Source organism: Catenulispora sp. GP43, from assembly GCF_041260665.1.
Lineage (GTDB): Bacteria > Actinomycetota > Actinomycetes > Streptomycetales > Catenulisporaceae > Catenulispora.
Window position 1 is genome coordinate 44,557 of record NZ_JBGCCT010000017.1, and the last position, 20,746, is coordinate 65,302.

Consider the following 20,746-nt stretch of genomic DNA (forward strand, 5'->3'; position numbering starts at 1 on the left):
ACCGGCGCGGGCTGCGGCCGTGTCCCTCTCAGCTCGCGGCGCAGCTCAGGGTCGGAGAGGCATTAGTACCCGAGTAACCGGCCTGGAAGCCGAACGAGGTGTTCCCTCCCGGGGCGATCGAGCCGTTGTAGCCCTCGTTCGTGACGGCCACTCCCGGCTGCCCGCCGCCGGCCAGCACACCGTTCCAGACACTGGTGATCTGCTGGTTGCCGCCCCAGGTCCAGGCCACCTTCCAGCCGTTGGTGGGCGCGCTCCCGCTGTTCGTCACGGTCACGTTGGCTGTGAACCCGGTGTTCCACTGGTTGGTCACCGAGTACGTCGCCGTACATCCGCTGCCTCCCCCTCCCCCGTTCGAAGCCGTCGTCGCGGTCACGCCGGTGGACGGGGCCGAGACGTTGCCGGCCGCGTCGTAGGCGGCGACGGTGTACGTGTACTGCGTCGAGGCGGACAAACCGGTGTCAGTGAACGTGGTCCCGGCGGCCGTGCCGACCTGCGCCCCGTCGCGGTACACCCGGTATCCGGCCACGCCGACGTTGTCCGTGGAGGGCGACCAGGACAGCGAGGCCGAGGACGCCGTCGTCCCGGTGACGGCGAGGTTCGCCGGCACGGAGGGCGGTGTGGTGTCGCCGCCGGATCCGGCGGTGGTCGCCGCCACCGAGAAGCCGTCGGTCCCCAGCCCCTGGCCGCCCTGCCAGATCTCGAACCCGGCCTCGACGTCGAGCAGGTAGTTCGAGGGGTTGATGGAGCCGCGGGACACCGCGTCCTGGAACAGCGCCTTGAGATCGAGGTTGGACACCGATGTCGCACCGGGGTTCAGGACGTAGGAGATGATCTTCCACGAGGTCTGCTGCCCCGTCCACACGTTCCAGTTCATGCCGTCGACGTTCGACGTCCCGGTCTGCGAGCCGAACGGCTGCACCCCGCCGCGGCTGTTGATCCAGATCATCACCTCGGTGCCGTCCGGCTGGCCGGTGGCGGTGGGTGTGGAATTGAACCAGATGTCGTAGGCGACGTCATAGGCGCCCGACGAGGGCTGCGTGGTGCTCCAGGAGGTGACGGCGCTGCCCAGCTTGCTCATCTGGATCGGGAAGCTGTTGTTGCTGGTGCACAGCCCCCAGTGGCAGCCCTTGTAGATCGAGGGGTAGGTGGCCGGCGCGCCGCCGCTGAGATTGAAGTTCGCGGTACTCACCGACCACGCCGTCCCACCGCTGTAGGTGATGCACTGCTGCGCGGTGGAGTTCCACTCGTTGGCCTGGATCATGTAGTCGCCGGCCGGGATCGTGCCGGTCCCGGAGCACGTGGTCGTGGCGGCCTGCGCGGCCGGCATGGCGACCGCTGAGAGCGCCGCCGTGAAGGCGATCGCGACAGCGGCCGCGAGGGCACGCAGTCTGAGAAGACGAGACACCGGGTTGCCATCCTTTCGAACATCCGCCGACGTACACCGCGTCGCCGGTGAAGCTGCCAAGGAGGCAGCCGGACCGCAAGGCCGAGTCGACTCGATTCGCTGGCGACCGGGGCGGTTGGCCGCCGGGCACCGCAGGTCACGGCGCGTCAGCCCGGCCGACGCCCTGGTCCTCCGGCCGGGCTGCGGAACGAAACTTTCAGGAAACCCGGCGCTTCCAGGGCTGCCTCCCGTCATCGAACCTTGACACAGCACACCGACCGATGCACCGTCTTCGTCGGTGCAATTGTTAGCGCTAACATTCCCGCCCGCCTCCGGAGGCACCTCATGGACCGAAACAATCTGCGAACACGCCTGCGCGGGGCGTGGCGGGCGACCGTGGCCGTCGCCGTATCGCTGACCGCCGCACCGCTTCTCGCCCTCGGGGCCGCGCAGCCCGCCCACGCGCTGAACAACTCGCTGGCTCTGACCCCGCAGATGGGGTTCAACGACTGGAACGCCTACGGCTGCAACGTGTCCGAGTCACTGATCAAGTCCACGGCGCTGGCCATGCACGACGACGGCATGCAGGCCGCCGGGTACCAGTACGTCAACATCGACGACTGCTGGCTCACCCACAACCGGGATTCCTCCGGGCACCTCGTCCCGGACCCCGCCAAGTTCCCCGACGGGATCTCCGGCACCGCCGCCTACGTCCACTCCCTCGGCCTGAAACTGGGCATCTACGAGGACGCCGGCACCATGACCTGCGCCGGCTTCCCGGGCAGCCTGGGCCACGAGACCACCGACGCGGACTCGTTCGCGTCCTGGGGCGTGGACTACCTGAAGTACGACAACTGCTACTCCGACGGGGTCACCCAAACCAGCAACGGCGGCCCCAGCGCCCAGAGCCGCTACACCACCATGCGCGACGCGCTGGCCGCCACCGGCCGGCCGATCCTGTTCAGCCTGTGCGACTGGGGCTTCCAGAACCCGTGGAGCTGGGGAGCCGGGGTCGGGAACAGCTGGCGCACCACCGGTGACATCAACGCCAGTTTCGGCAGCATGCTGTCGATCTTCCACAGCAACGTGGGCCTGGCCGCCTACGCCGGTCCCGGCGCCTGGAACGACCCGGACATGCTGGAGGTCGGCAACGGCATGTCCGCCACCGAGGACCGCAGCGAGTTCAGCCTGTGGTCGGAGATGGCCGCTCCGCTGATCTCGGGGACCAACATCGCGAGCGCGAGCTCGGCGACACTGGGCATCCTCACCAACTCGCGCGTGATCGCGGTCGATCAGGACTCGCTCGGCAAGCAGGGCACTGAGGTCTCCTCCTCCGGCGGTCTGGACGTGCTGGCCAAGCCACTGGCCGACGGCGACGTCTCGGTCGCGCTGTTCAATGAGAACAGCGGCACCGCCACAATCTCCACCACGGCCACGGCGATCGGCAAGACCGGCGCGAGCAGTTACACCCTGACCGACGTGTGGAGCGGCGCGACGTCGACGACCACGAACACGATCAGCGCCTCGGTTCCCGGGCACGGAACGGTCATGTTCCGCGTCGCCGGAGGCACCAGCAGCGGTGGCGGCGGGTCCAGCCCCGGTGAGGTGCACGCCGTCGGCGCCGGCAAGTGCCTGGACGTCCCGGGCAGCTCCACCACCGGCGGCACCCAGCTGGACATCAACCCCTGCACCGGCGCCGCGAACCAGGTCTTCACACACACCGGCGCCAACCAGCTGACGGTCTACACCGGAAGCGGCCAGCTGTGTCTGGACGCCGACAACAAGGGCACCACCAACGGCACCAAGGTGATCATCTGGTCCTGCAACGGCCAGACCAACCAGCAGTGGACCCTCAACTCCAACGGCACCATCACCGGCGTGCAGTCCGGCCTGTGTCTGGACGTCACGGGAGCGGCCACCGCCGACGGGACGCCGGTGGAGCTGTGGACGTGCAATGGCCAGACCAACCAGCAGTGGACGCTCAGCTGAGCTGAAGGTCAAGACGTTCACGAAGCACGGCGCGGTGAAGAATGCTGTCAGACCTCTGCTTCACCGCGCCGCGCGAGGATTTCCGCCACGGTCTCGTTCGCGGTCTGCTCCGAGGTGTCCAACCACGAGCCGATGCGCGGCGTGTGCCGGCGGAGCTGCTCGTCCAGTGCCGCCACGTCCAGATGATTTGCCCTCGATGCCGAGGCCTGATACACCGTGGGCCAGATCTCACACTTCGTCCTCGGAGCTGGCCAGACGCCCACGGAACCATTTCTCGGTGGCGCTGATGTGCAGGAGCGCCGCGGCCTGGGCCAGCGCCGGGTCTGCTGCGGCGAGCGCGTCGTAGATGGCCTGGTGTTCGGCGATGGTGCGATCGGCGACGGCGTCGTCGACCAGTCCGCGCCAGATGCGGGCCCGCACGGTGCGGCTGGAGATGCCCTCCAGCAGGGAGGCCAGAGTCTGGTTGCCGGTCGCGGCGAACACGGCACGGTGGAACGCGGCGTCGTGCTCGTTCAGCAGCTCCACGTCGTCCTTGGCCGCACGCATCGCCGCAAGATGGCGCTCCACCTCGCCGAGTTCCGCGGCGGTGATCCGGGCGGCGGCCACACCGGTGGCGACCGGCTCGAACAGCCGGCGCACCTCGGCCAGTTCCAGCTGGGTGTCGCCCTGCAGCAGTTCGACGGCCGAGCCGAGCCCTTCGAGCAGGACCGCCGGCTCCAGGCTGGTCACATACGTCCCGTCGCCTCGCCGGATCTCCAACACCCGGGCCACCACGAGTGCCTTGACCGCCTCACGGGTCAGGTTCCGGGACAGGCCCAGCTCCGCGGCGAGCTGCTGCTCCGGCGGGAGCCGGGATCCGGGCGGCAGGTGGCCGGACTGGATGAGCTCGCGGATTCTGGTGATCGCCTTGTCGGACAGGGACATGGGCGGCAGCGTAGCAGCGACATCCCATGTCTTCCGGTCAAGGGCTGACCGGATGAAACTTTCATCGGCGGCGGAAGGCGGACCGCCCTTGAGAAGCGGGCCGCCCCCGACGACACAGCGACGCGTTGACACGATTTCGCAGCACGTGGACATTGCTTCCACCGACACCTACACCTGTGGGGGATCATGCTGTCCAAAACCGCCAGACTCCTGCTCGCCGCGGGTCTCACCGCATCGGCCGTCGCCCTCGGCCCAGCGGCCACCGCGACCACGCAGACTGCCCCGGCCACCGGCCACACCCTGCCGGCGGACACGCGCTTCGCCGTCACCCCCGACAACGAGGCGGCCCAGCAGGCTCTGACCGATCTGCACCAGGGCGACCTCACCGGCGCCGCGGCCATGGCGAAGCTGGCCACCTGGCCCGAGGCGGCCTGGTTCACCGGCGGCACACCGGACCAGGTGCGCGACCAGGTGCGCGCCACCGTCCGGACCGCCGCGGCCGAGCGCGCCGTACCGGTGCTGGTCGCCTACGACATCCCGCTGCGCGACTGCAGCCAGTACTCGGCCGGGGGCGCGGCTTCCGACGCCGCGTATCAGCAGTGGATATCAGCGTTCGCACAAGGCGTCGGCGCCAGCCGGGCCGTGGTGATCGTCGAGCCCGACGCGTTGGCGAACCTGCCCTCGGACTGCGGTGCCACCACCGACCCCACCGGGACCCTGACCGCCGGGCGCATCGCCGACATCAAGTACGCCGTGTCCACGCTCGAATCCGATGCGCAGACGGTCGTCTACCTCGACGCGGGCAACAGCCAGTGGCACTCGGTCGGGGACATGGCGCAGCGCCTGATCCAGGCCGGCGTCGGCCAGGCCCAGGGCTTCTTCCTGAACGTGTCCAACTACCAGCCCACCGACCAGACCGACCACTACGGCACCTGGATCGCCAAGTGCCTGTGGTTCGCGACCGACGGTCCGGCGTGGGCGGCCGGACACACCGACTACTGCGCCAGCCAGTACTACTCCTCGGCCGCGCCGAACGACGGCAAGCCCGGCGACGCGGTGTCCCCGACCGATCCGAGCACCTGGCACTGGACGGACGCCTGGTTCGACCAGAACGTCGGCACACCCCCGGCCGCCCAGCTGACCCACTTCGTCGTGGACACCAGCCGCAACGGCCAGGGCGCCTGGACCCCGGCGCCGGGCGAATACTCCGGCGATCCGCAGGTCTGGTGCAATCCGCCGGGTCGCGGCATCGGCGCCGAACCCACCGCCGCCACCGGCGTCGCGCTCGTCGACGCCTACCTCTACATCAAGACGATCGGCGAGTCCGACGGCAGCTGCACCCGCGGCACCGCCGGCCCCGGCGACCCCGAGTACGGCGGCACGGTCGACCCGGCGGCCGGTGCCTGGTGGCCCGCTCAGGCGCTCACGCTGGCCCAGAACGCCGTACCCGCACTGACGTTCAATCCCCGTCTGTTCCGCTGAGCCACACCGGCGCGGCCGGCGGTCTCAAGAACGCCGGTCGCGCCGACGGCCGCGGCGCGGGTCCGGTACTGCTTCGCAGCGAGATCGGCGGGGTGAACATGCGATGCCGGGCGACCGCGTCCGGGTCGGCGATGCGCTCGATGAGCAGCTCCATCGCGATCGCGCCGATCTCCAGCGACGGGACGTCTGCGGCGGTGAGCGGCGGACGGAACTCCTCAGCCCACTGATCCGCCGCGACCCCGGCGATGGAGAAGGTCCTCGGGATCTCGTGGCCGGCCCGCTCCAGTGCGCGCTGGACCCCGGGCAGCGCCGCCTCGTTGACGGTGACGATCGCGGTCGTCGCGGGGCGCGCGGCCAGGATCTCCGCCACACAGCGCTCGCCCCCGGCGGCGTCGTCCTCGCAGCAGAACTCCGATCCGGCCGCTTCGCGCCGGCCGACGGCCTCGGCGAACCCCTCGTGCGCCCGGCGGGCGGGACCGTAGCCGGCGGCCACGAGCCCGGACGAACGGTTGATCAGCGCCATGTCGCGATGGCCGAGGTCGGCGAGGTGGTCGACGCACTGGCCGACCAGCGTCGCGTAGTCCACGTCGACCCACCAGGTCCCGTCCGGTTCGGCGACCCGGCCGATGGTCACGAACGGTATCCCGGTCTGCTCGAGCCGGACGACACGCGGATCCGCCAGCCGGATCTCCATCAGGATCACGCCGTCGACCCGCCGACCGCTGATCAGGCGCTCGAACGAGCCGTCCTGGTCCCCGCCGGACGGGGAGAGCAGAACGTCGAGGTCGGCCTCCGCCGCGGCTTCCACGACACTGGCGACGAAGTCCAACTGCATGGACGTCATCCGCGCCCCGGCCGGCGGGATCACCAGACCCACGGTGCGGGTCCGGCCCTCCTTCAGCGCGCGGGCCGAGGCGTTGGGACGGTAGTCCAGCTCGTCGATGACGTCCTGGATGCGCTGCCGGGTCTGCTCCGAGACCGGCCGCTTGCCGCTGAGCGCATACGACACGGTGCTGCGCGCCACCCCCGAGCGGCGCGCTATCTCTCCGATGTTCATGGCCCTCCGCGGTCGGCAGATCGAACCGTTGACTGATCCGAAGTGTACGACCGCGGGCGGGATGTCAACGGACTGTGAAGTCCTGGTTGCCGCCGGAGGCGTTCTTGCACTGCCACTGGTCCAGCTGCTGGCCCAGGTTGCTGCCGGCACCGTAGACGTCCAGGCACAGACCGCTGTTCTGGTTCCGGAACGAGTAGCCGCCGTCGGATTGCTGGACGGGAAGCCACAAGCTGCCGGCGGCACCGTTCGGCGCCTGCTGCACGATGTCCGGCTGCCCGGCCGTGGTCGAGCCGCCGGACACCGCCACGTCGTCGCCGGAGTTCTGGGCCTGAAGCTCGCCGTATCCGCCGGACACGGGCACGAACTGGAACCGCTGATTGGTCTGGCCGTTGCAGGTCCACTGGTCGATCGCGGCTCCGGCCGCCGCGCCGGCACCGTAGACGTCCAGGCACAGGCTGTCGTTTCCGACCACCAGCTGGTGGTAGCCGCTCGGGAAGCCAGTCGTCTGCCCCTGCTGGGTCTTCCACTCGTCGGAGGCCGCAGTGCTGCACGCGGTCTGGACGAGCCCCACTCCGGCCGTCGTGCCACTACCGCTGGGGGCGATGCAGAGCCCTGAGTTCTGGGAGGTCACCTGATAGACACCAGTGGCCACCGAGTGCAGAGTGAACTGCTCGTCGCTGCCGTATGAGCACGGGTTCTGAACAACCGCCGCACCGGCGGTCGTCGAGCCGCCGGCGACCTCCACGCAGTCGCCGGGGGTCATGGGACGGATGAAGTACGTGCTGCCGCCCGCCGAGGTCGGGACGAACTGGAACTGCTGGTCAGTCCCGGCTCCGCAGGCGCCTTGGTCGAACTGTGCCGAGGCGACTGTGGTGAATCCGGGGTTCTCCATGCACAGCTTGTCGCCCTGGTTCACCAGACCGCTGGCGAACCCCTGAGCGAAGCCGGGCAGCAGGTAGACCGCGAACGCGTCGTGCGACGCCTGGAAGGAGAGCGGCAGCGTCACCGATCCCCCGGAGACGTTCACGATCTGGTCGGACACCACCTGGGGCGCGGTGAGCGCCGACTGGTCCGGGATCCGGTAGACGACGGCTTCCACCGTGCCGTTGTTCGACAGCCAGGGCACCGCCGACAAGCCGCTGAAGGTCACCGACGCCGCGCCGGTGTAGCCGTTCGCGTCGCCGATGACGGCCACAGCGCGCCGATGTGCGCTGTCCTCCGCCGCCGAGATCGCGGTCGATCCGACCTGACCGGAGGTGGAGACCAGGGAACCGGTCATGTCCGCGTAGGCACGCATCGCCCACCAGTTGCCGGTGTAGGCGGCGCCGCCGCTCGCGTTCGGATCGATGACGCCGGTCAGGTTCGGCGAGATGCAACACTGCCAGTTGCCGCGCATCGCGTCGGTGTAGCCCGACTGTGCGAACCTCGCGAGGTACCACGCGGTCACCCCGGCGGTCTGCCGGTCAGCGGGCTGATACTCGTTGGCCGACAGCGGGATCGAGCCGATCCCGGCCGCCGACAGCGCACCGTTCAGGGACTGGGAGACCGTGACCGGGTCGTCCACGTCGCCCTCGTCGTGGTTGGTGATCATGTCCGGCACGGTGCCGGCGGCCTTCACGTGCGCCAGCCAGGTCTGCCATTGGCTCGACCGGCTCTGCGGGGTGTAGGCGAACGACGGTCCGACGATCTGCGCACCGGGGGCGATCCTGCGGATCTCGCGGTAGGCGGTGTCCCACATCTGGAAGTACTGCGTGCTGTTCACACCCCGCGTCCAGAAGTACGAGATATCCGGCTCGTTGTCGATGTCGTAGGCGAGCTTCAAGCCCGAGGCCTGCAACGCTCCGACCGCCGAGTCGATGAAAGCGGTCCAGTTCGAGCAGTCGCCGTTGTCGCACGGATAGGTCGTGTTCGAGGGCTGGCCGCCGTTCAGGCCGTAGATGTCCGTGAGGAGCACCTGGTACTGCGCGTGGTACGGCGGTTGGGTGAGGCGGCGCGCTTGGTCGATGATGGAGGCGACGTCCGCCTGGGTAGCCGAGCCGTTGCGGTAGCCGTCCTTGATCCAGCCGCCCGAGTACCAACCGCCGCCCCGGTGCGCTGTGACCCCGAGCGGTTGCAGGTACTGGTCGGCCGGCTGAGTACCATCGACGCTCAGGCCGTAGAGGAAGCCCTCCCCCACCCCGGTGGCCGGGCCGGTCGGGGCCGCGAGGTTCACGCTCAACGCTTCATCGGCCGCGGGCTGTGGCTGCGACAGCGTCTGCCCATGTGCCGGCGACAGTGACGGTACCGCCAGTGCCAGAACCACCGCGGTCGTCGTCGCAAGCCGCCTCATGCTTGATCGAAGTCTTATTCGCATCTCGTTCCTCGAATCGATTCGATGTCTCAGCCGAGGGTCCATTGCTGGTTGCTGCCACCGTTGCAGGTCCAGAGCTGGACCAGGGCTCCGTCGGCGGTGGAGGCGCCGGTGACGTCCAGGCACAGGCCTGACTGCGCGCCGGTGATGGTGCCGTTGGAGTTGAGGTTCCACTGCTGGTTGGTCTGGCCGTTGCAGGGCCAGATGATCACCTTGGTGCCGTTGGTGGTGCCCTTGTTGTTGGCGTCCAGGCAGTCGGTGGTGCCGGAGTCGGTGACGGTGAGCTCGCCGGAGGAGTTGTGGGTGAAGCTCTGGTTGCTCTGGCCGTTGCAGTCGTAGATCTGCACCTGGGTGCCGCCGGTGGTGGTGGCGTTGGGCACGTCCAGGCACTTGCCCGCACCGACCGCGTGCAACGCACCGCCACCCGTACCACCGCCACCGCCACCGGTTCCGCCGAGGGCTGTCACCGTGGCGTTGTAGGCCGGCTTGGGCTGGTAGTTCTGGTCGTACATGGTGGCCGCGCCGTACCCGGGGAACGTGCCGGGGATCCAGGAGTGGCCGTCGTCCACACCCCACTGCGAGACGCCGACGCACCGGCTGACCGCGAGACAGTCCTTGACGACCGAGCTGTAATCGGAGGCCTGCTGCTGGAGGTTGGAGGAGCTGGCCGGGAGCTGGATCCGGTCGTCGAGTTCGGTCACCGCCACGTCCAGGCCGAGAGCGGCGAAGCGCTGCATGTTCGCCAGCATGCTGGAGGGCACCTGGCCGACGATGAAGTGGCTCTCCAAGCCGACGCCGTTCAGCGGCACGCCCTGGGCCAGCAGCGACTTGGCCAGGTTGTACATGCCGTCGCTCTTGGCGTTCTCGCCTTCGATGTTGTAGTCGTTCAGGTAGAGCTTGGCGTTGGGGTCGGCGGCGCGTGCGGTGCGGATGGCGTCGGCGATATAGCCGGTGCCCATGGCGTTGTAGAAGACGTCCTGGCGGAGGGTGCCGTCCTCGTTGAAGGGCTCGTTGACGACGTCCCAGGAGTACACCTTGCCCTTGTAGTGCGTCGCCTCGGTGGTGATGTGCGCTTCCATCGCACCCTGGACCTGGTTCGACGGCAGGCTGCTGACCCACCCCGGCAGCTGGCTGTGCCAGACCAGGTTGTGGCCGCGCACCCGGGCGTTGTGGCTCTGGGCCCAGGAGACGATCTGGTCGCCGGGGCCGAAGTTGTAGGAGCCGTTCGACGGTTCGGTGGTGTCCCACTTCATCTCGTTGCCCGGCGTCACCATGTCGAACTGGGCCCCGGCGATGTTCATCTCGCCGCTGACGCCGAGGTCACCGTCGGTCAGGGCGGTGCCGAAGTAGCGGTTCTGCGCTTCGGCCAGGCTTCGCAGCGATGTGGCCGCGGCGGCCGGCTGGGCCGTGAGCGCCGCGGCGACGGGGACGGCCAGGACGGCCGCGGCCGCCACGGCCAGGCCTCGGGCAAGGCCACGACGTGCCGGGATTCTGCAATGGATCATCAAGGACTCCGCTGTTCGGGACATGACTGGGGAGCAGCTCGCGATGATCGGCCCGGCATCCGCGATGGGCGACGCTGCGAGTGACACGAAAGCTCGCGATCGGACGGGTGTCAAGCAACTGCGAAAGTTTCGTAGCTCGGACGACACAACGTGACTGGTCATCAGAGTGCCCTTGACAGAACACGCAACGTGCAGCACCGTCTACCGCCGAGACACCCCCGCGACATCCCCGTCAGAGGACGACAAGCGCGGGAAGAAATGTTAGCGCTAACATTCCGCCGCTCCTGACCGGCAGCAGCGAGCATCGGAGGACGGCGCCCCTCATCGGAACGAGTCACGTTCAAGGAGCTCAGATGGGTTACAGCGCACTGCTATCCGGAAGTCCGCCCGCTCGTCACCGGCTGCGACCGCTAACATTCCTCGCGGCGGCGATCCTCCTCGTGGCCGGCGTCCTGGCGACCGGCATGGTCAACGCCGGCCCGGCCCGCGCGGCGACCACCGGGCCCTGCGACATCTACGCCTCCGGCGGCACGCCGTGCGTGGCGGCCCACAGCACCACGCGTGCGCTGTACGGCGCCTACAACGGCCCGCTGTACCAGGTGCGGCGATCCTCGGACAACGCCACGACGAACATCGGCGTGCTGAACGCGGGAGGCTTCGCGAACGCCGCCGCGCAGGACTCCTTCTGCGCCAACACCACCTGTGTGATCACCGTGATCTACGACCAGTCGGGCCGCGGCAACAACCTCACCCAGGCGCTCGGCGGCGGCGCCGCGCCCGGCGCGGACAACCTGGCGGTCGCCACCGCCGCCCCGGTCACGCTGAGCGGGCACGAAGCCTATGGCGTGTTCATCCCGGCGGGCACCGGCTACCGCGACGACTCCACCAACGGCATCGCCACCGGCGACAACCCCGAGGGCGAGTACGCGATCTTCGACGGCTCGCACTACAACGGCGGCTGCTGCTTCGACTACGGCAACGCCGAGACGAACAACAACGACGACGGCAACGGCACCATGGAGGCCATCTACTTCGGGAACATCCGGGTCTGGGGCTACGGCTCCGGAAACGGCCCCTGGATCATGGCCGACATGGAGAACGGCCTGTACTCCGGCCAGAACGCCGGCTACAACGCCAACGACCCCAGCATCAGCGACCGCTTCACCACCGCGATCATCAAGGGCGGCGCGAACCAGTGGGCCATCCGTGGCGGCAACGCCCAGTCCGGCAGCCTGTCCACCTTCTACAGCGGCCCGCGGCCGAACGTCTCCGGCTACAACCCGATGCGCAAGCAGGGCGCCATCATCCTCGGCACCGGCGGGGACAACAGCCGGGGCTCGGACGGTACCTTCTATGAGGGCGTGATGACCTCCGGCTACCCGTCGGACGCCACCGAGAACACGGTGCAGGCCAACATCGTCGCCGCGGGGTACTCCACCGGCGGCACCAGCACTTCCGGCAGTGCGCTGCACGCCGTCGGTGCCGGGAAGTGTCTGGACGTGCCCAACGCCACCACCGCCGGCGGCACCCAGGTGCAGATCTACGACTGCAACGGCCAGAGCAACCAGAGCTTCACCCACACCTCGGCCGGCCAGCTGACCGTCACCGACTCCGGCACCACCGACTGCCTGGACGCCAACAACAAGGGCACGAGCAACGGCACGAAGGTGATCATCTGGCCGTGTAACGGCCAGACCAACCAGCAGTGGAACCTCAACTCCAACGGCACCATCACCGGCGCGCAGTCAGGCCTCTGTCTGGACGTCAGCGGAGCCTCCACCGCCGACGGAGCCCTGGTCCAGCTCTGGACCTGCAACAGCCAGAGCAACCAGCAATGGGCCCTCAACTGAGGCGGATGACAGGCCGATGATCCAGCCGCCGCGAGGTCAGCCGAACAGCCGGCGCTGGATCTCGCGGCGGTAGTCCTCCAGCGTGTTGTCCATGTGGACGGCGGCCGCCCGCGCCGCGGCGTCGGGGTCGCCGCCCCTGATCGCGTCATAGATCGCGGCGTGCTCGGCGACCGCCTCCTCCGCGTGGCCGCCGAGCGTTCCCTGCAGGCCGATGATGCTGGACTGGCGCTGCAACCGGCGGGCTTCGCGCACCGCGGCGACCAGGAAGGGGTTGTGCGACGCCGCGGCGATGCCGAGGTGGAAGTCGTCGTCGCCGCGGTCGAACAGCTCGGTCCGGCCGGTCACGTGGCCTTCGCGGCACAGGTCGGCCGCGGTCTCGATGGCGTGCAGCTCCGCCGGCGTGGCCCGGGTCGCGGCGCACCTGGCGGCCTCGACCTCCTGGACCCGGCGGAACTCGAAGAGCATGTAGACGTGGTCCAGGTCAGTCGGCAGGAAGAAGCCGCCCCAGCCGGTCGAGCCCAGCATCCCCTCGTCATCGGAGACGTAGAGACCGCGGCCCTTCTGCGCCCTGACCCGGCCGAGCGCGGAGAGGATCTTGACCGCCTCCCGGACCACCGTCCGACTGGTGCCGAGCTGCGCCGCCAGCTCGTTCTCGGTCGGCATCCGGTCGCCCGGCCGCAGACCGGATTCGGCGATGATCTCCAGGATCCGCTCGGCAGCGAGCTCGTACCCCGGTCGGTACGGACCGCTCGGAGCACCGTCCTCGTCGTGCGATGTCACGCTCACCATGCGGAGAAACTACACCTCGATCGCCGGGGGCCTCGATGTGTATGACTTATTGATCTCGAGCATGGCCATGACCACCAGGTTGTGAAACCGACGTTAAAAAATCTTGACGATAAGCATGCCCATTCTCTTGACGGGGCGCGCTCCCGGGACTCTGATGAGGGATCAAAGTCGCACACATTTCGTCGCCTTCTCACAGCGAGGAAGGACCATGATCCCCAGAACCCGCCGACGCGGCGGCCGCTCCCGCCCCTCGATCCTGGCGGCCGCGGCGACACTCGTCACGGCCGCCTTCGGGATGCCGGCGCTGTCCCACGCCGCGACCGCCGCCACGCTGTACGCCTCCCCCACGGGCAGCGGAACCGCCTGTTCAGCCGCCGCGCCGTGTTCCATCACTCAGGCCCAGTCCGCGGTGCGCTCGATGAACTCGAGCATGAGCGGCGACATCGTCGTCCAGCTGGCCGGCGGGACCTACCGCCTGTCCGCACCGCTGGCCTTCAACGCTTCCGACTCCGGCACCAACGGGCACACCGTCATCTGGCAGGCCGCCCCCGGCGCGACGCCGGTGCTGTCCGGCGGGCAGCAGGTCACCGGGTGGACCCTGCACGACTCGGCCGCCGACATCTGGTCCGCACCGGTCCCCTCCGGGGCCGACTCCCGGCAGCTCTACGTGGACGGCGCGCTCGCGCCCCGCGCCGCGATCCCGATCTCGCGCAGCGACGTCCAGATCACCGCGAGCGGCATGACCATCGTGAACTCGGCTCTGGACTACCTGGCCTCGCTGCCGGAGCAGAACCGGATCGAGCTGGAGAGCCAGAACTCGTTCACCGACCGGTACGCTCCGGTGTCGGGCATCACCGGGACCACGATCACGATGCAGCAGCCGGCCTGGAACAACAACAACTGGGGTTACGACACCCTGGCCAAGCCCTTCGCCGGCGGCCAGGTCTACCTGGAGAACTCGTACTCGTTCCTGAAGAACGCCGGGCAGTGGTACATCGACCCGCAGGCCGGCCAGTTGTACTACAAGGCCGCCTCCGGCCAGTCGCCCAGCGGCCACGACGTCGAACTCCCCCGCCTGACCTCGCTGATCCAGATGAGCGGGAGCTACAGCAACCCGGTCTCCCACATCACGTTCCAGGGCTTGGCCTTCGAGCACACCACCTGGCTCGGGCCGGGCACCTCGATCGGGTACGCGGACCAGCAGACCGGCACGTTCCTGGCCAAGCAGTACACCCAGCCGTCGGACTTCCTGACCTCCTGCCAGTCCGGCTGCCAGCTCTTCGAGGCCACCCGCAACAGCTGGAACCAGGCCCCCGCGGCGGTCCAGGTCTCGGCCGCGTCGGCCATCGCCTTCAGCGGTGACAGCTTCACCCACCTGGGCCAGGTCGCGCTCGGCATCGGCAACGACGCGGACGCGGTCGCCTCAGGTATCGGGCTCGGGGCCTCCGGCGTCACGGTCGACCACAACACGTTCACGGATGACTCCGGCGCCGGGATCGTGGTCGGCGGCGTGGAGCCGGACGCCCACCATCCGTCGAACATTGCGATGACCGTGCAGAACGTCACGATCACCGACAACCTGGTGAGCGGCGTCGCCGAGGACTACAAGGACATGCCGGGCATCCTGTCGACGTACGCCACCCACACCGACATCGAGCACAACGAAGTGTCGAACCTGGCCTACGACGGCATCGACGTCGGCTGGGGCTGGGGCATGAACGACCCGGGCGGCAGCCAGGACTACGTCAACCGCGGCACCTACAACTACCAGCCGATCTACACCACGCCGACGACGCTCAAGAACACCGTCGTCAGCTACAACAAGGTGCACGGGACCAAGAAGGTCTTCCACGACGGCGGCAGCATCTACAACCTGTCCGCCAACCCCGGCGGCGTCATCGACGACAACTACATCTACGACAACCAGAACACCGTCGGCCTGTATCTGGACGAGGGCTCGCGCTATTTGACGCTGACGAACAACGTCGTCCAGGACACCGGCGTGTGGGCGTTCACCAACGCCAACGCGAACAACAACACGAACGACAGCACCTTCTCCTACAACTGGTATAACTCCGGCGCCACCAACGTCGCGACCGGCTCTCCGCACAACAACGTGCTGACCGGCAACACCCAGGTGAGCGGAGGCTGGCCGGCAGCCGCCCAGCAGGTCATCACCAACTCGGGCATCTCCGGCAGTACCGGAGGCAGCGGTTCCAGCGGCGCGTTGCGCGCGGTGGGCGCCGGAAAGTGCCTGGACGTGCCGAATGCCACCACGACCGGCGGCACCCAGATGCAGATCTACGACTGCAACGGCCAGACCAACCAGAGCTTCACCCACGACTCCTCGGGTGAGCTGACGGTCACCGACTCCGGCACCACCGACTGCCTGGACGCCAACGACAAGGGCACCACCAACGGCACCAAGGTCATCATCTGGCCCTGCAACGGCCAGACCAACCAGCAGTGGAACCTGAACGCCAACGGCACCATCACCGGCGCGCAGTCAGGCCTGTGCCTGGACGTCACCGGCGGCTCGACAACCGACGGCGCCCTGGTCGAACTCTGGACCTGCAACGGCGGCAGCAACCAGCAATGGACCCTCGGCTGAGACATCGAATCGATTCGAGAACAACCACATCTCGGAGGTGAAACAGTGCTCAGATCCATCCTCACCACAGGCCGCAGACTCACCAGAGGCCACCGACCCACCAGAGGCCACAGCCCCCTGCGCCCCGTCCTGATGCTCGCGTTCGCGGCCATCCTGGCCGTGGCCGGGATACAGGTCGGCGCGACGACGGCGCGCGCCGCCACGTCGCTGCCCTGCGACGTCTACGCCAGCGGCGGGACGCCGTGCGCGGCGGCGTACAGCACCGTGCGCGCGCTCTACGCCTCATACGACGGGCCGCTCTACCAGATACAGCGCGCGTCCGACAGCAGCCACATGGACGTCGGCCTGCTGGCCGCCGGCGACTACGCCAACGGTGCCGCGCAGGTCTCCTTCTGCGCGAACACGTCGTGCACCATCACGAAGATCTACGACCAGACCTCCCACCACAACGACATGCCGATCTCGTCCGGCGGGTTCTGGAAGGGTCCCGGCCCGAACGGCTCGGACGTCGGCGCGGACGCGATGGCGCTGCCGGTGACGGTCAACGGCCACGCGGTCTTCGGCGTGAAGGTCCACCCCGGCGTCGGCTACCGGGTCGACAACACCGTCGGCGTGCCCACCGGCTCACAGCCGGAGGGGGTCTACATGGTCACGTCCTCCAATTACTACAACTCGCAGTGCTGCTTCGACTTCGGCAGTGCCGAGACCGACCACAGCGACGACGGCAACGCGACGATGAACGCGATCGAGTGGGGCAACGCGTGCTGGTTCGGCGGCTGTACAGGGCCGGGGCCCTGGGTGGAGGCCGACCTGGAGAACGGCATGTACAGCACCAACACCGGCCCGAACACGTCGAACAACCCCGGGGTGAACCATGCGTTCGTGACGGCCTGGGAGAAGAACAACGGCACGTCCGACTTCACCCTGAAGAACGGGGACGCGACCACAGGCGGCCTGACCACGACCTATTCGGGATCGCTGCCGAACAACTACTCGCCGATGAAGGTGCAGCCGGACGTCGAGCTCGGCACCGGCGGCGACAACAGCAACGGCGGCCAGGGCGAGTTCTTCGAGGGCGCCGTCACGACGGGCTTCCCCTCGGACGCGACTGAGAACGCGGTGCAGACCGCCATCACCAGCGCCGGCTACTCGGCGCCGGCCCCGCCGCCCGGCGGTGCGCTGCACGCGGTCGGCGCGGGCAAGTGCCTGGACGTGCCGAACGCCAGCACCACCGGCGGGACGCAGCTGCAGATCTACGACTGCAACGGCCAGAGCAATCAGACGTTCGCCCACACCTCGGCCGGCCAGCTGACGGTCACCGACGGCGGCACGACCGACTGTCTGGACGCCAACAACAAGGGCACGAGCAGCGGCACGAAGGTGATCATCTGGCCGTGTAATGGTCAGACCAACCAGCAGTGGACCCTGAACTCCAACGGCACCATCACCGGGGCCCAGTCAGGGCTCTGCCTGGACGTCACCGGCGCCTCGACAGCGAACGGCGCGCTGGTCCAGCTGTGGACCTGCAACGGCCAGAGCAACCAGCAATGGACCCTCGGCTGATCTGTCCCCAATACGCCGGGGCGGCGGCGAGCGACCGTCGCCCCGGCCCGAAAGGACGTCGAATGTCCTCCTCTCCCTTCCCCGTCAGCCGCCGTACTCTCCTCACCGCCGGAAGCGCCGGCGCGGCCGCAGCGTTCGGCCTGCTGCGTTTCGCGCCCACGGCTTCGGCGAACAACGGCCCGCAGAGCTACACCTCGTCGTGGTCTTCGGTGGATCAGCACCCGCCGACGCCCGAGTGGTTCCAGGACGCCAAGTTCGGGATCTACTACCACTGGGGCGTGTTCTCCGTCCCGGCGTTCAGCAGCGAGTGGTACCCGCGCAACATGTACAACCCGGGCTCGATCGAGAACCAGCACCACATCGCCACCTATGGGGACCCGTCGGTGTGGCCGTACCACAACTTCATCCTCGGCGCGTACGACAAGGCGGGGAACTACACCAAGTTCGCCCCCAAGCTGACCAGCGCCGGCGGCGCCTGGGATCCGAACGCCTGGGCCCAGCTCTTCAAGGCCGCCGGCGCGAAGTTCGCCGGTCCCGTGGCCGAGCACCACGACGGCTACTCGATGTGGAACAGCCAGGTCAACGAGTGGAACTCGGTGAAGACCGGCCCGAACCTGGACCTGGTGGACCTGCACGCGCAGGCCATCCGCGGGCAGGGCCTGATGTTCATGACGTCTCTGCACCACGCGTACCACTTCCTGGGCTACTACCAGTGGGTTCCGCAGCAGTCGACCGCGACGCTGCAGAAGCTGTACGGGCAGATGGGCACGACCGCGGAGAACCAGCTCTGGTACACCAAGCTCGTCGAGGTGATCAACGGCTACCAGCCGGACATGATCTGGCAGGACTTCGACCTGAGCAACGTCCAGGAATCCGAGCGCCTGGCGTTCCTGGCGTACTACTACAACCAGGCGGTGGCCTGGAACAAGGACGTCGTGGCCACGTACAAGGACGGCTTCGATACCTCCGGCGAGGTCTTCGACTTCGAGCGCGGCGGGCCCGGCGGCCTGCTCAGCCCGTACTGGCTCACCGACGACTCGATCTCCTCCTCCAGCTGGTGCTACACCGTCGGCATCGGCTATTACACGACCCAGGCCCTGCTGCACGCGCTGATCGACCGGGTGGCCAAGGGCGGCAACATGCTGCTGAACATCGCGCCGATGGCCGACGGCACCATCCCGTCGGGCCAGCAGAGCATCCTGCTGGGCATGGGCGACTGGCTCAGCCGCTTCGGCGAGGCGGTCTACGCCACCCGCTCGTGGAGTTCGTACGGCGAGGGACCCACCGCGATGGGCGGCGGTTCCTTCTCCGGTCCCAAGGCCGGCACACCTCAGGATGTCCGCTTCACCCGCAGCAAGGACAACACCGTCCTGTACGCCACGGCGCTGGGCTGGCAGGGCGCCACGATGACCGTGAGCACCCTGAACTCCAACCAGATCAACCTCAGCACCCTGGTCTCCGCGCAGCTGCTGAACAACACCGCGGGGACGTACATCAACCTGCCCTCCCCGGTCCAGGACACCGGCGGCCTGCACTTCACGATGCCGTCGTCGAACCCGCCCTTCACCGCCCTGGCCTACACGGTCAAGCTGACCTTCTCCGGGCAGATTCCGGCCCTGGGCTCCGGGCCGCTACCGACCGGCTGGGCGAAGATCGTCAACGCCACCAGCGGGCTGGTCCTGGACAGCGGCGGCGGTGTCGCCTCCGGCTCGAACCTGAAGCAGTGGAGCTACGACGGCAGCACCAACCTGCAGTGGCAGCTGGTGCCACTCGGCGGCGGCTACTACCGGATCGTCAACAACACCAACGGCATGGTCGCCGACAGCTGGGGCAACACCGCCAACGGGGCCCCGGCCCGCCAAGCGGCGTGGAACGGCGGCGACAACCAGCAGTGGAGCCTGACCAGCGCCGGGAACGGGCTCTTCCACATCGTCAACCGCGGCACCGGCACCGCACTGGACGGCGCCGGGAGCACAACCGTCGGGTCCACCACGGTCATGTGGAGCCCCAACTCCAGTCCGAACAACGAATGGTCGATCGTCGCGGTGTGACAGGAGGCGTTCCTACCGCATCGCGATGAGGCAGGCGGTCCCCGGTACAGGCAGGCGCACTGTCAGCTCGCCTGTCCCGGGGCTCCAGTCCCCTAGAGGCCTCGGCGCCCACTCCCCTGCGCCGTCTGCAAGAATTCGAGCGGATCGAACTCGCTCGGGGCGAGTCGCGCACCGTCGTCTTCGAGCGTCAGGGCACGATCACGAGCTTGCCGCGCACCCCGCCGGTCCGGCTGAGGTCGAACGCCGCCCCCACCTCGCTGAGCGGGAAGGTCTGGGCGACCTCGACCTTCAGCAGGCCCCGATCGGCCAGGTACCCCAGTTCGGCCAGCCCCGCGCCGTCCGGGCGGACCCAGATCCAGCGTCCGCCGTGCCGGGTCACGGCCGGATCGGCGATCGACACGTGCCGGCCGCCCTCGGCCAGGACGGCGAGCGTCGTCTCAAGCTGTCCTCCGACACAGTCCAGCACCGTGGTGACACCTTCTGGCTCCAGCGCGCGCACCCGCTCCACCAGGCCCTCGCCGTAGGCGACCGGCTCGGCACCGAGGGAGCGCAGGTAGTCGTGGTTGCGCTCGGAGGCGGTCCCGATGACGCGGGCACCCCGCGCCCGGGCGATCTGTACCGCCATGCTGCCCACGCCGCCGGCCGCCGCGTGGACCAGCAGCGAGTCCCTCGAACCGATGCGCAGAGCGTCCGACGACCGCAGTGCGGTCAGCCCGGCCAGCGGCAGGCCGCCGGCCTGCGGCCAGTCCAGCGCCGCCGGCTTGCGCGCCACGTCGCGCGCCGAGACGCTCACCAGCTGCGCGAACGTCCCGGCCTGGACGGCATCCTTGCGGGCGTAGGCCATGACCTCGTCGCCGGCGGCGAACTCGGGCGTGTCGGGGCCGGCGCCGCGCACCACTCCGGCGACGTCCCAGCCGGGGATGGCGGGGAAGACGGTGTCCATCATCGCGTCCAGCCCGCCGGCCATGACCTTCCAGTCGACCGGGTTGACCCCGGCGGCCCGCACCTCGATCAGCACCTGTCCCGGGCCGACCTTGGGATCGGGCACCTCGCCGATGGTCAGGTGCGAATTGTCTGCGGAGTACTCGGCATACGTGGCGGCTTGCACTTCTGAGCGATCTCCATCCCACTGGGGAGTGAAACACGGGTTACGCCAGCCGGCGTGCCGGCTCGTCCCTGGCACGCCGGCCG

Annotated in this window: 14 protein-coding genes and 1 pseudogene; 7 read left to right on the plus strand and 8 right to left on the minus strand. The window is 68.6% G+C overall.

Features of this window, described 5'->3' with window-relative positions; all coding sequences use genetic code 11:
* Positions 1 to 28: 28 nt before the first annotated feature.
* Positions 29 to 1,405 carry a cellulose binding domain-containing protein gene (locus tag ABH926_RS30235; protein WP_370369271.1) on the minus strand — a complete coding sequence of 459 codons (1,377 nt, stop codon included), beginning with the start codon at positions 1,403 to 1,405 and terminating at the stop codon, positions 29 to 31.
* Positions 1,406 to 1,729: 324 nt separating this feature from the next.
* Here ABH926_RS30235 and ABH926_RS30240 point away from each other — a divergent pair, with 324 nt between their 5' ends.
* Positions 1,730 to 3,373: a ricin-type beta-trefoil lectin domain protein gene (locus ABH926_RS30240; protein ID WP_370369272.1), complete on the plus strand. Its 1,644-nt coding sequence runs from the start codon at positions 1,730 to 1,732 to the stop codon at positions 3,371 to 3,373.
* Between the two features lie 47 nt (positions 3,374 to 3,420).
* On the opposite strand, the gene ABH926_RS30245 is transcribed toward ABH926_RS30240, so the two are convergent.
* Entirely contained in the window at positions 3,421 to 3,549 is a 129-nt protein-coding gene (locus ABH926_RS30245; RefSeq protein WP_370369273.1) for a hypothetical protein, read from the minus strand.
* 52 nt (positions 3,550 to 3,601) lie between these two features.
* A complete protein-coding gene (locus tag ABH926_RS30250) occupies positions 3,602 to 4,297 on the minus strand; it encodes a FadR/GntR family transcriptional regulator (protein ID WP_370369274.1) in 696 nt (231 codons plus the stop codon).
* 186 nt (positions 4,298 to 4,483) lie between these two features.
* On the opposite strand from ABH926_RS30250, the gene ABH926_RS30255 reads away from it, so the two are divergent.
* Positions 4,484 to 5,779 carry a glycoside hydrolase family 6 protein gene (locus ABH926_RS30255; RefSeq protein ID WP_370369275.1) on the plus strand — a complete coding sequence of 432 codons (1,296 nt, stop codon included), beginning with the start codon at positions 4,484 to 4,486 and terminating at the stop codon, positions 5,777 to 5,779.
* Here the strand turns inward: ABH926_RS30255 and ABH926_RS30260 are convergent.
* The 3 genes from ABH926_RS30260 to ABH926_RS30270 form a co-directional block, all read right to left on the minus strand.
* Entirely contained in the window at positions 5,757 to 6,836 is a 1,080-nt protein-coding gene (locus ABH926_RS30260) for a LacI family DNA-binding transcriptional regulator (protein WP_370369276.1), read from the minus strand. The genes ABH926_RS30255 and ABH926_RS30260 overlap by 23 nt on opposite strands.
* Positions 6,837 to 6,900: 64 nt before the next feature.
* Positions 6,901 to 9,165, minus strand: a complete 2,265-nt coding sequence (locus tag ABH926_RS30265) for an RICIN domain-containing protein (RefSeq protein ID WP_370369277.1) — start codon at positions 9,163 to 9,165, stop codon at positions 6,901 to 6,903.
* A 50-nt stretch (positions 9,166 to 9,215) separates the two neighbouring features.
* The gene (locus tag ABH926_RS30270) at positions 9,216 to 10,691 is read right to left on the minus strand and encodes a lectin (RefSeq protein WP_370369279.1); all 1,476 of its coding nucleotides are present in this window, start codon (positions 10,689 to 10,691) and stop codon (positions 9,216 to 9,218) included.
* Between the two features lie 353 nt (positions 10,692 to 11,044).
* Here ABH926_RS30270 and ABH926_RS30275 point away from each other — a divergent pair, with 353 nt between their 5' ends.
* Positions 11,045 to 12,541: an arabinofuranosidase catalytic domain-containing protein gene (locus ABH926_RS30275; protein WP_370369281.1), complete on the plus strand. Its 1,497-nt coding sequence runs from the start codon at positions 11,045 to 11,047 to the stop codon at positions 12,539 to 12,541.
* A 36-nt stretch (positions 12,542 to 12,577) separates the two neighbouring features.
* On the opposite strand, the gene ABH926_RS30280 is transcribed toward ABH926_RS30275, so the two are convergent.
* A complete protein-coding gene (locus ABH926_RS30280; protein WP_370369282.1) occupies positions 12,578 to 13,330 on the minus strand; it encodes a FadR/GntR family transcriptional regulator in 753 nt (250 codons plus the stop codon).
* A gap of 208 nt (positions 13,331 to 13,538) precedes the next feature.
* On the opposite strand from ABH926_RS30280, the gene ABH926_RS30285 reads away from it, so the two are divergent.
* The 4 genes and pseudogenes from ABH926_RS30285 to ABH926_RS30300 form a co-directional block, all read left to right on the plus strand.
* Complete coding sequence (locus ABH926_RS30285; RefSeq protein ID WP_370369283.1) at positions 13,539 to 15,941, plus strand: lectin; 2,403 nt, start codon at positions 13,539 to 13,541, stop codon at positions 15,939 to 15,941.
* A gap of 132 nt (positions 15,942 to 16,073) precedes the next feature.
* Entirely contained in the window at positions 16,074 to 17,504 is a 1,431-nt protein-coding gene (locus ABH926_RS30290) for an arabinofuranosidase catalytic domain-containing protein (protein WP_370369284.1), read from the plus strand.
* 62 nt (positions 17,505 to 17,566) lie between these two features.
* On the plus strand, positions 17,567 to 19,555 hold the full coding sequence (locus ABH926_RS30295; protein WP_370369285.1) for an alpha-L-fucosidase: 1,989 nt from the start codon (positions 17,567 to 17,569) through the stop codon (positions 19,553 to 19,555).
* Between the two features lie 71 nt (positions 19,556 to 19,626).
* A pseudogene (locus tag ABH926_RS30300) lies at positions 19,627 to 19,728 on the plus strand (hypothetical protein); the annotation flags it as partial.
* A 14-nt stretch (positions 19,729 to 19,742) separates the two neighbouring features.
* On the opposite strand, the gene ABH926_RS30305 reads toward ABH926_RS30300, so the two are convergent.
* The gene (locus ABH926_RS30305; RefSeq protein ID WP_370369286.1) at positions 19,743 to 20,663 is read right to left on the minus strand and encodes an NADP-dependent oxidoreductase; all 921 of its coding nucleotides are present in this window, start codon (positions 20,661 to 20,663) and stop codon (positions 19,743 to 19,745) included.
* Positions 20,664 to 20,746 lie beyond the last annotated feature (83 nt).

What these genes read in the sequence shown, in the direction of transcription:
- ABH926_RS30240 (WP_370369272.1), top strand. Translation starts at nt 1,730, where the DNA reads ATGGACCGAAACAATCTGCGAACACGCCTGCGCGGGGCGTGGCGGGCG.
- ABH926_RS30250 (WP_370369274.1), bottom strand. Translation starts at nt 4,297, where the DNA reads ATGTCCCTGTCCGACAAGGCGATCACCAGAATCCGCGAGCTCATCCAG.
- ABH926_RS30255 (WP_370369275.1), top strand. Translation starts at nt 4,484, where the DNA reads ATGCTGTCCAAAACCGCCAGACTCCTGCTCGCCGCGGGTCTCACCGCA.
- ABH926_RS30260 (WP_370369276.1), bottom strand. Translation starts at nt 6,836, where the DNA reads ATGAACATCGGAGAGATAGCGCGCCGCTCGGGGGTGGCGCGCAGCACC.
- ABH926_RS30265 (WP_370369277.1), bottom strand. Translation starts at nt 9,165, where the DNA reads ATGAGGCGGCTTGCGACGACGACCGCGGTGGTTCTGGCACTGGCGGTA.
- ABH926_RS30270 (WP_370369279.1), bottom strand. Translation starts at nt 10,691, where the DNA reads ATGATCCATTGCAGAATCCCGGCACGTCGTGGCCTTGCCCGAGGCCTG.
- ABH926_RS30275 (WP_370369281.1), top strand. Translation starts at nt 11,045, where the DNA reads ATGGGTTACAGCGCACTGCTATCCGGAAGTCCGCCCGCTCGTCACCGG.
- ABH926_RS30280 (WP_370369282.1), bottom strand. Translation starts at nt 13,330, where the DNA reads ATGGTGAGCGTGACATCGCACGACGAGGACGGTGCTCCGAGCGGTCCG.
- ABH926_RS30285 (WP_370369283.1), top strand. Translation starts at nt 13,539, where the DNA reads ATGATCCCCAGAACCCGCCGACGCGGCGGCCGCTCCCGCCCCTCGATC.
- ABH926_RS30290 (WP_370369284.1), top strand. Translation starts at nt 16,074, where the DNA reads ATGCTCGCGTTCGCGGCCATCCTGGCCGTGGCCGGGATACAGGTCGGC.
- ABH926_RS30295 (WP_370369285.1), top strand. Translation starts at nt 17,567, where the DNA reads ATGTCCTCCTCTCCCTTCCCCGTCAGCCGCCGTACTCTCCTCACCGCC.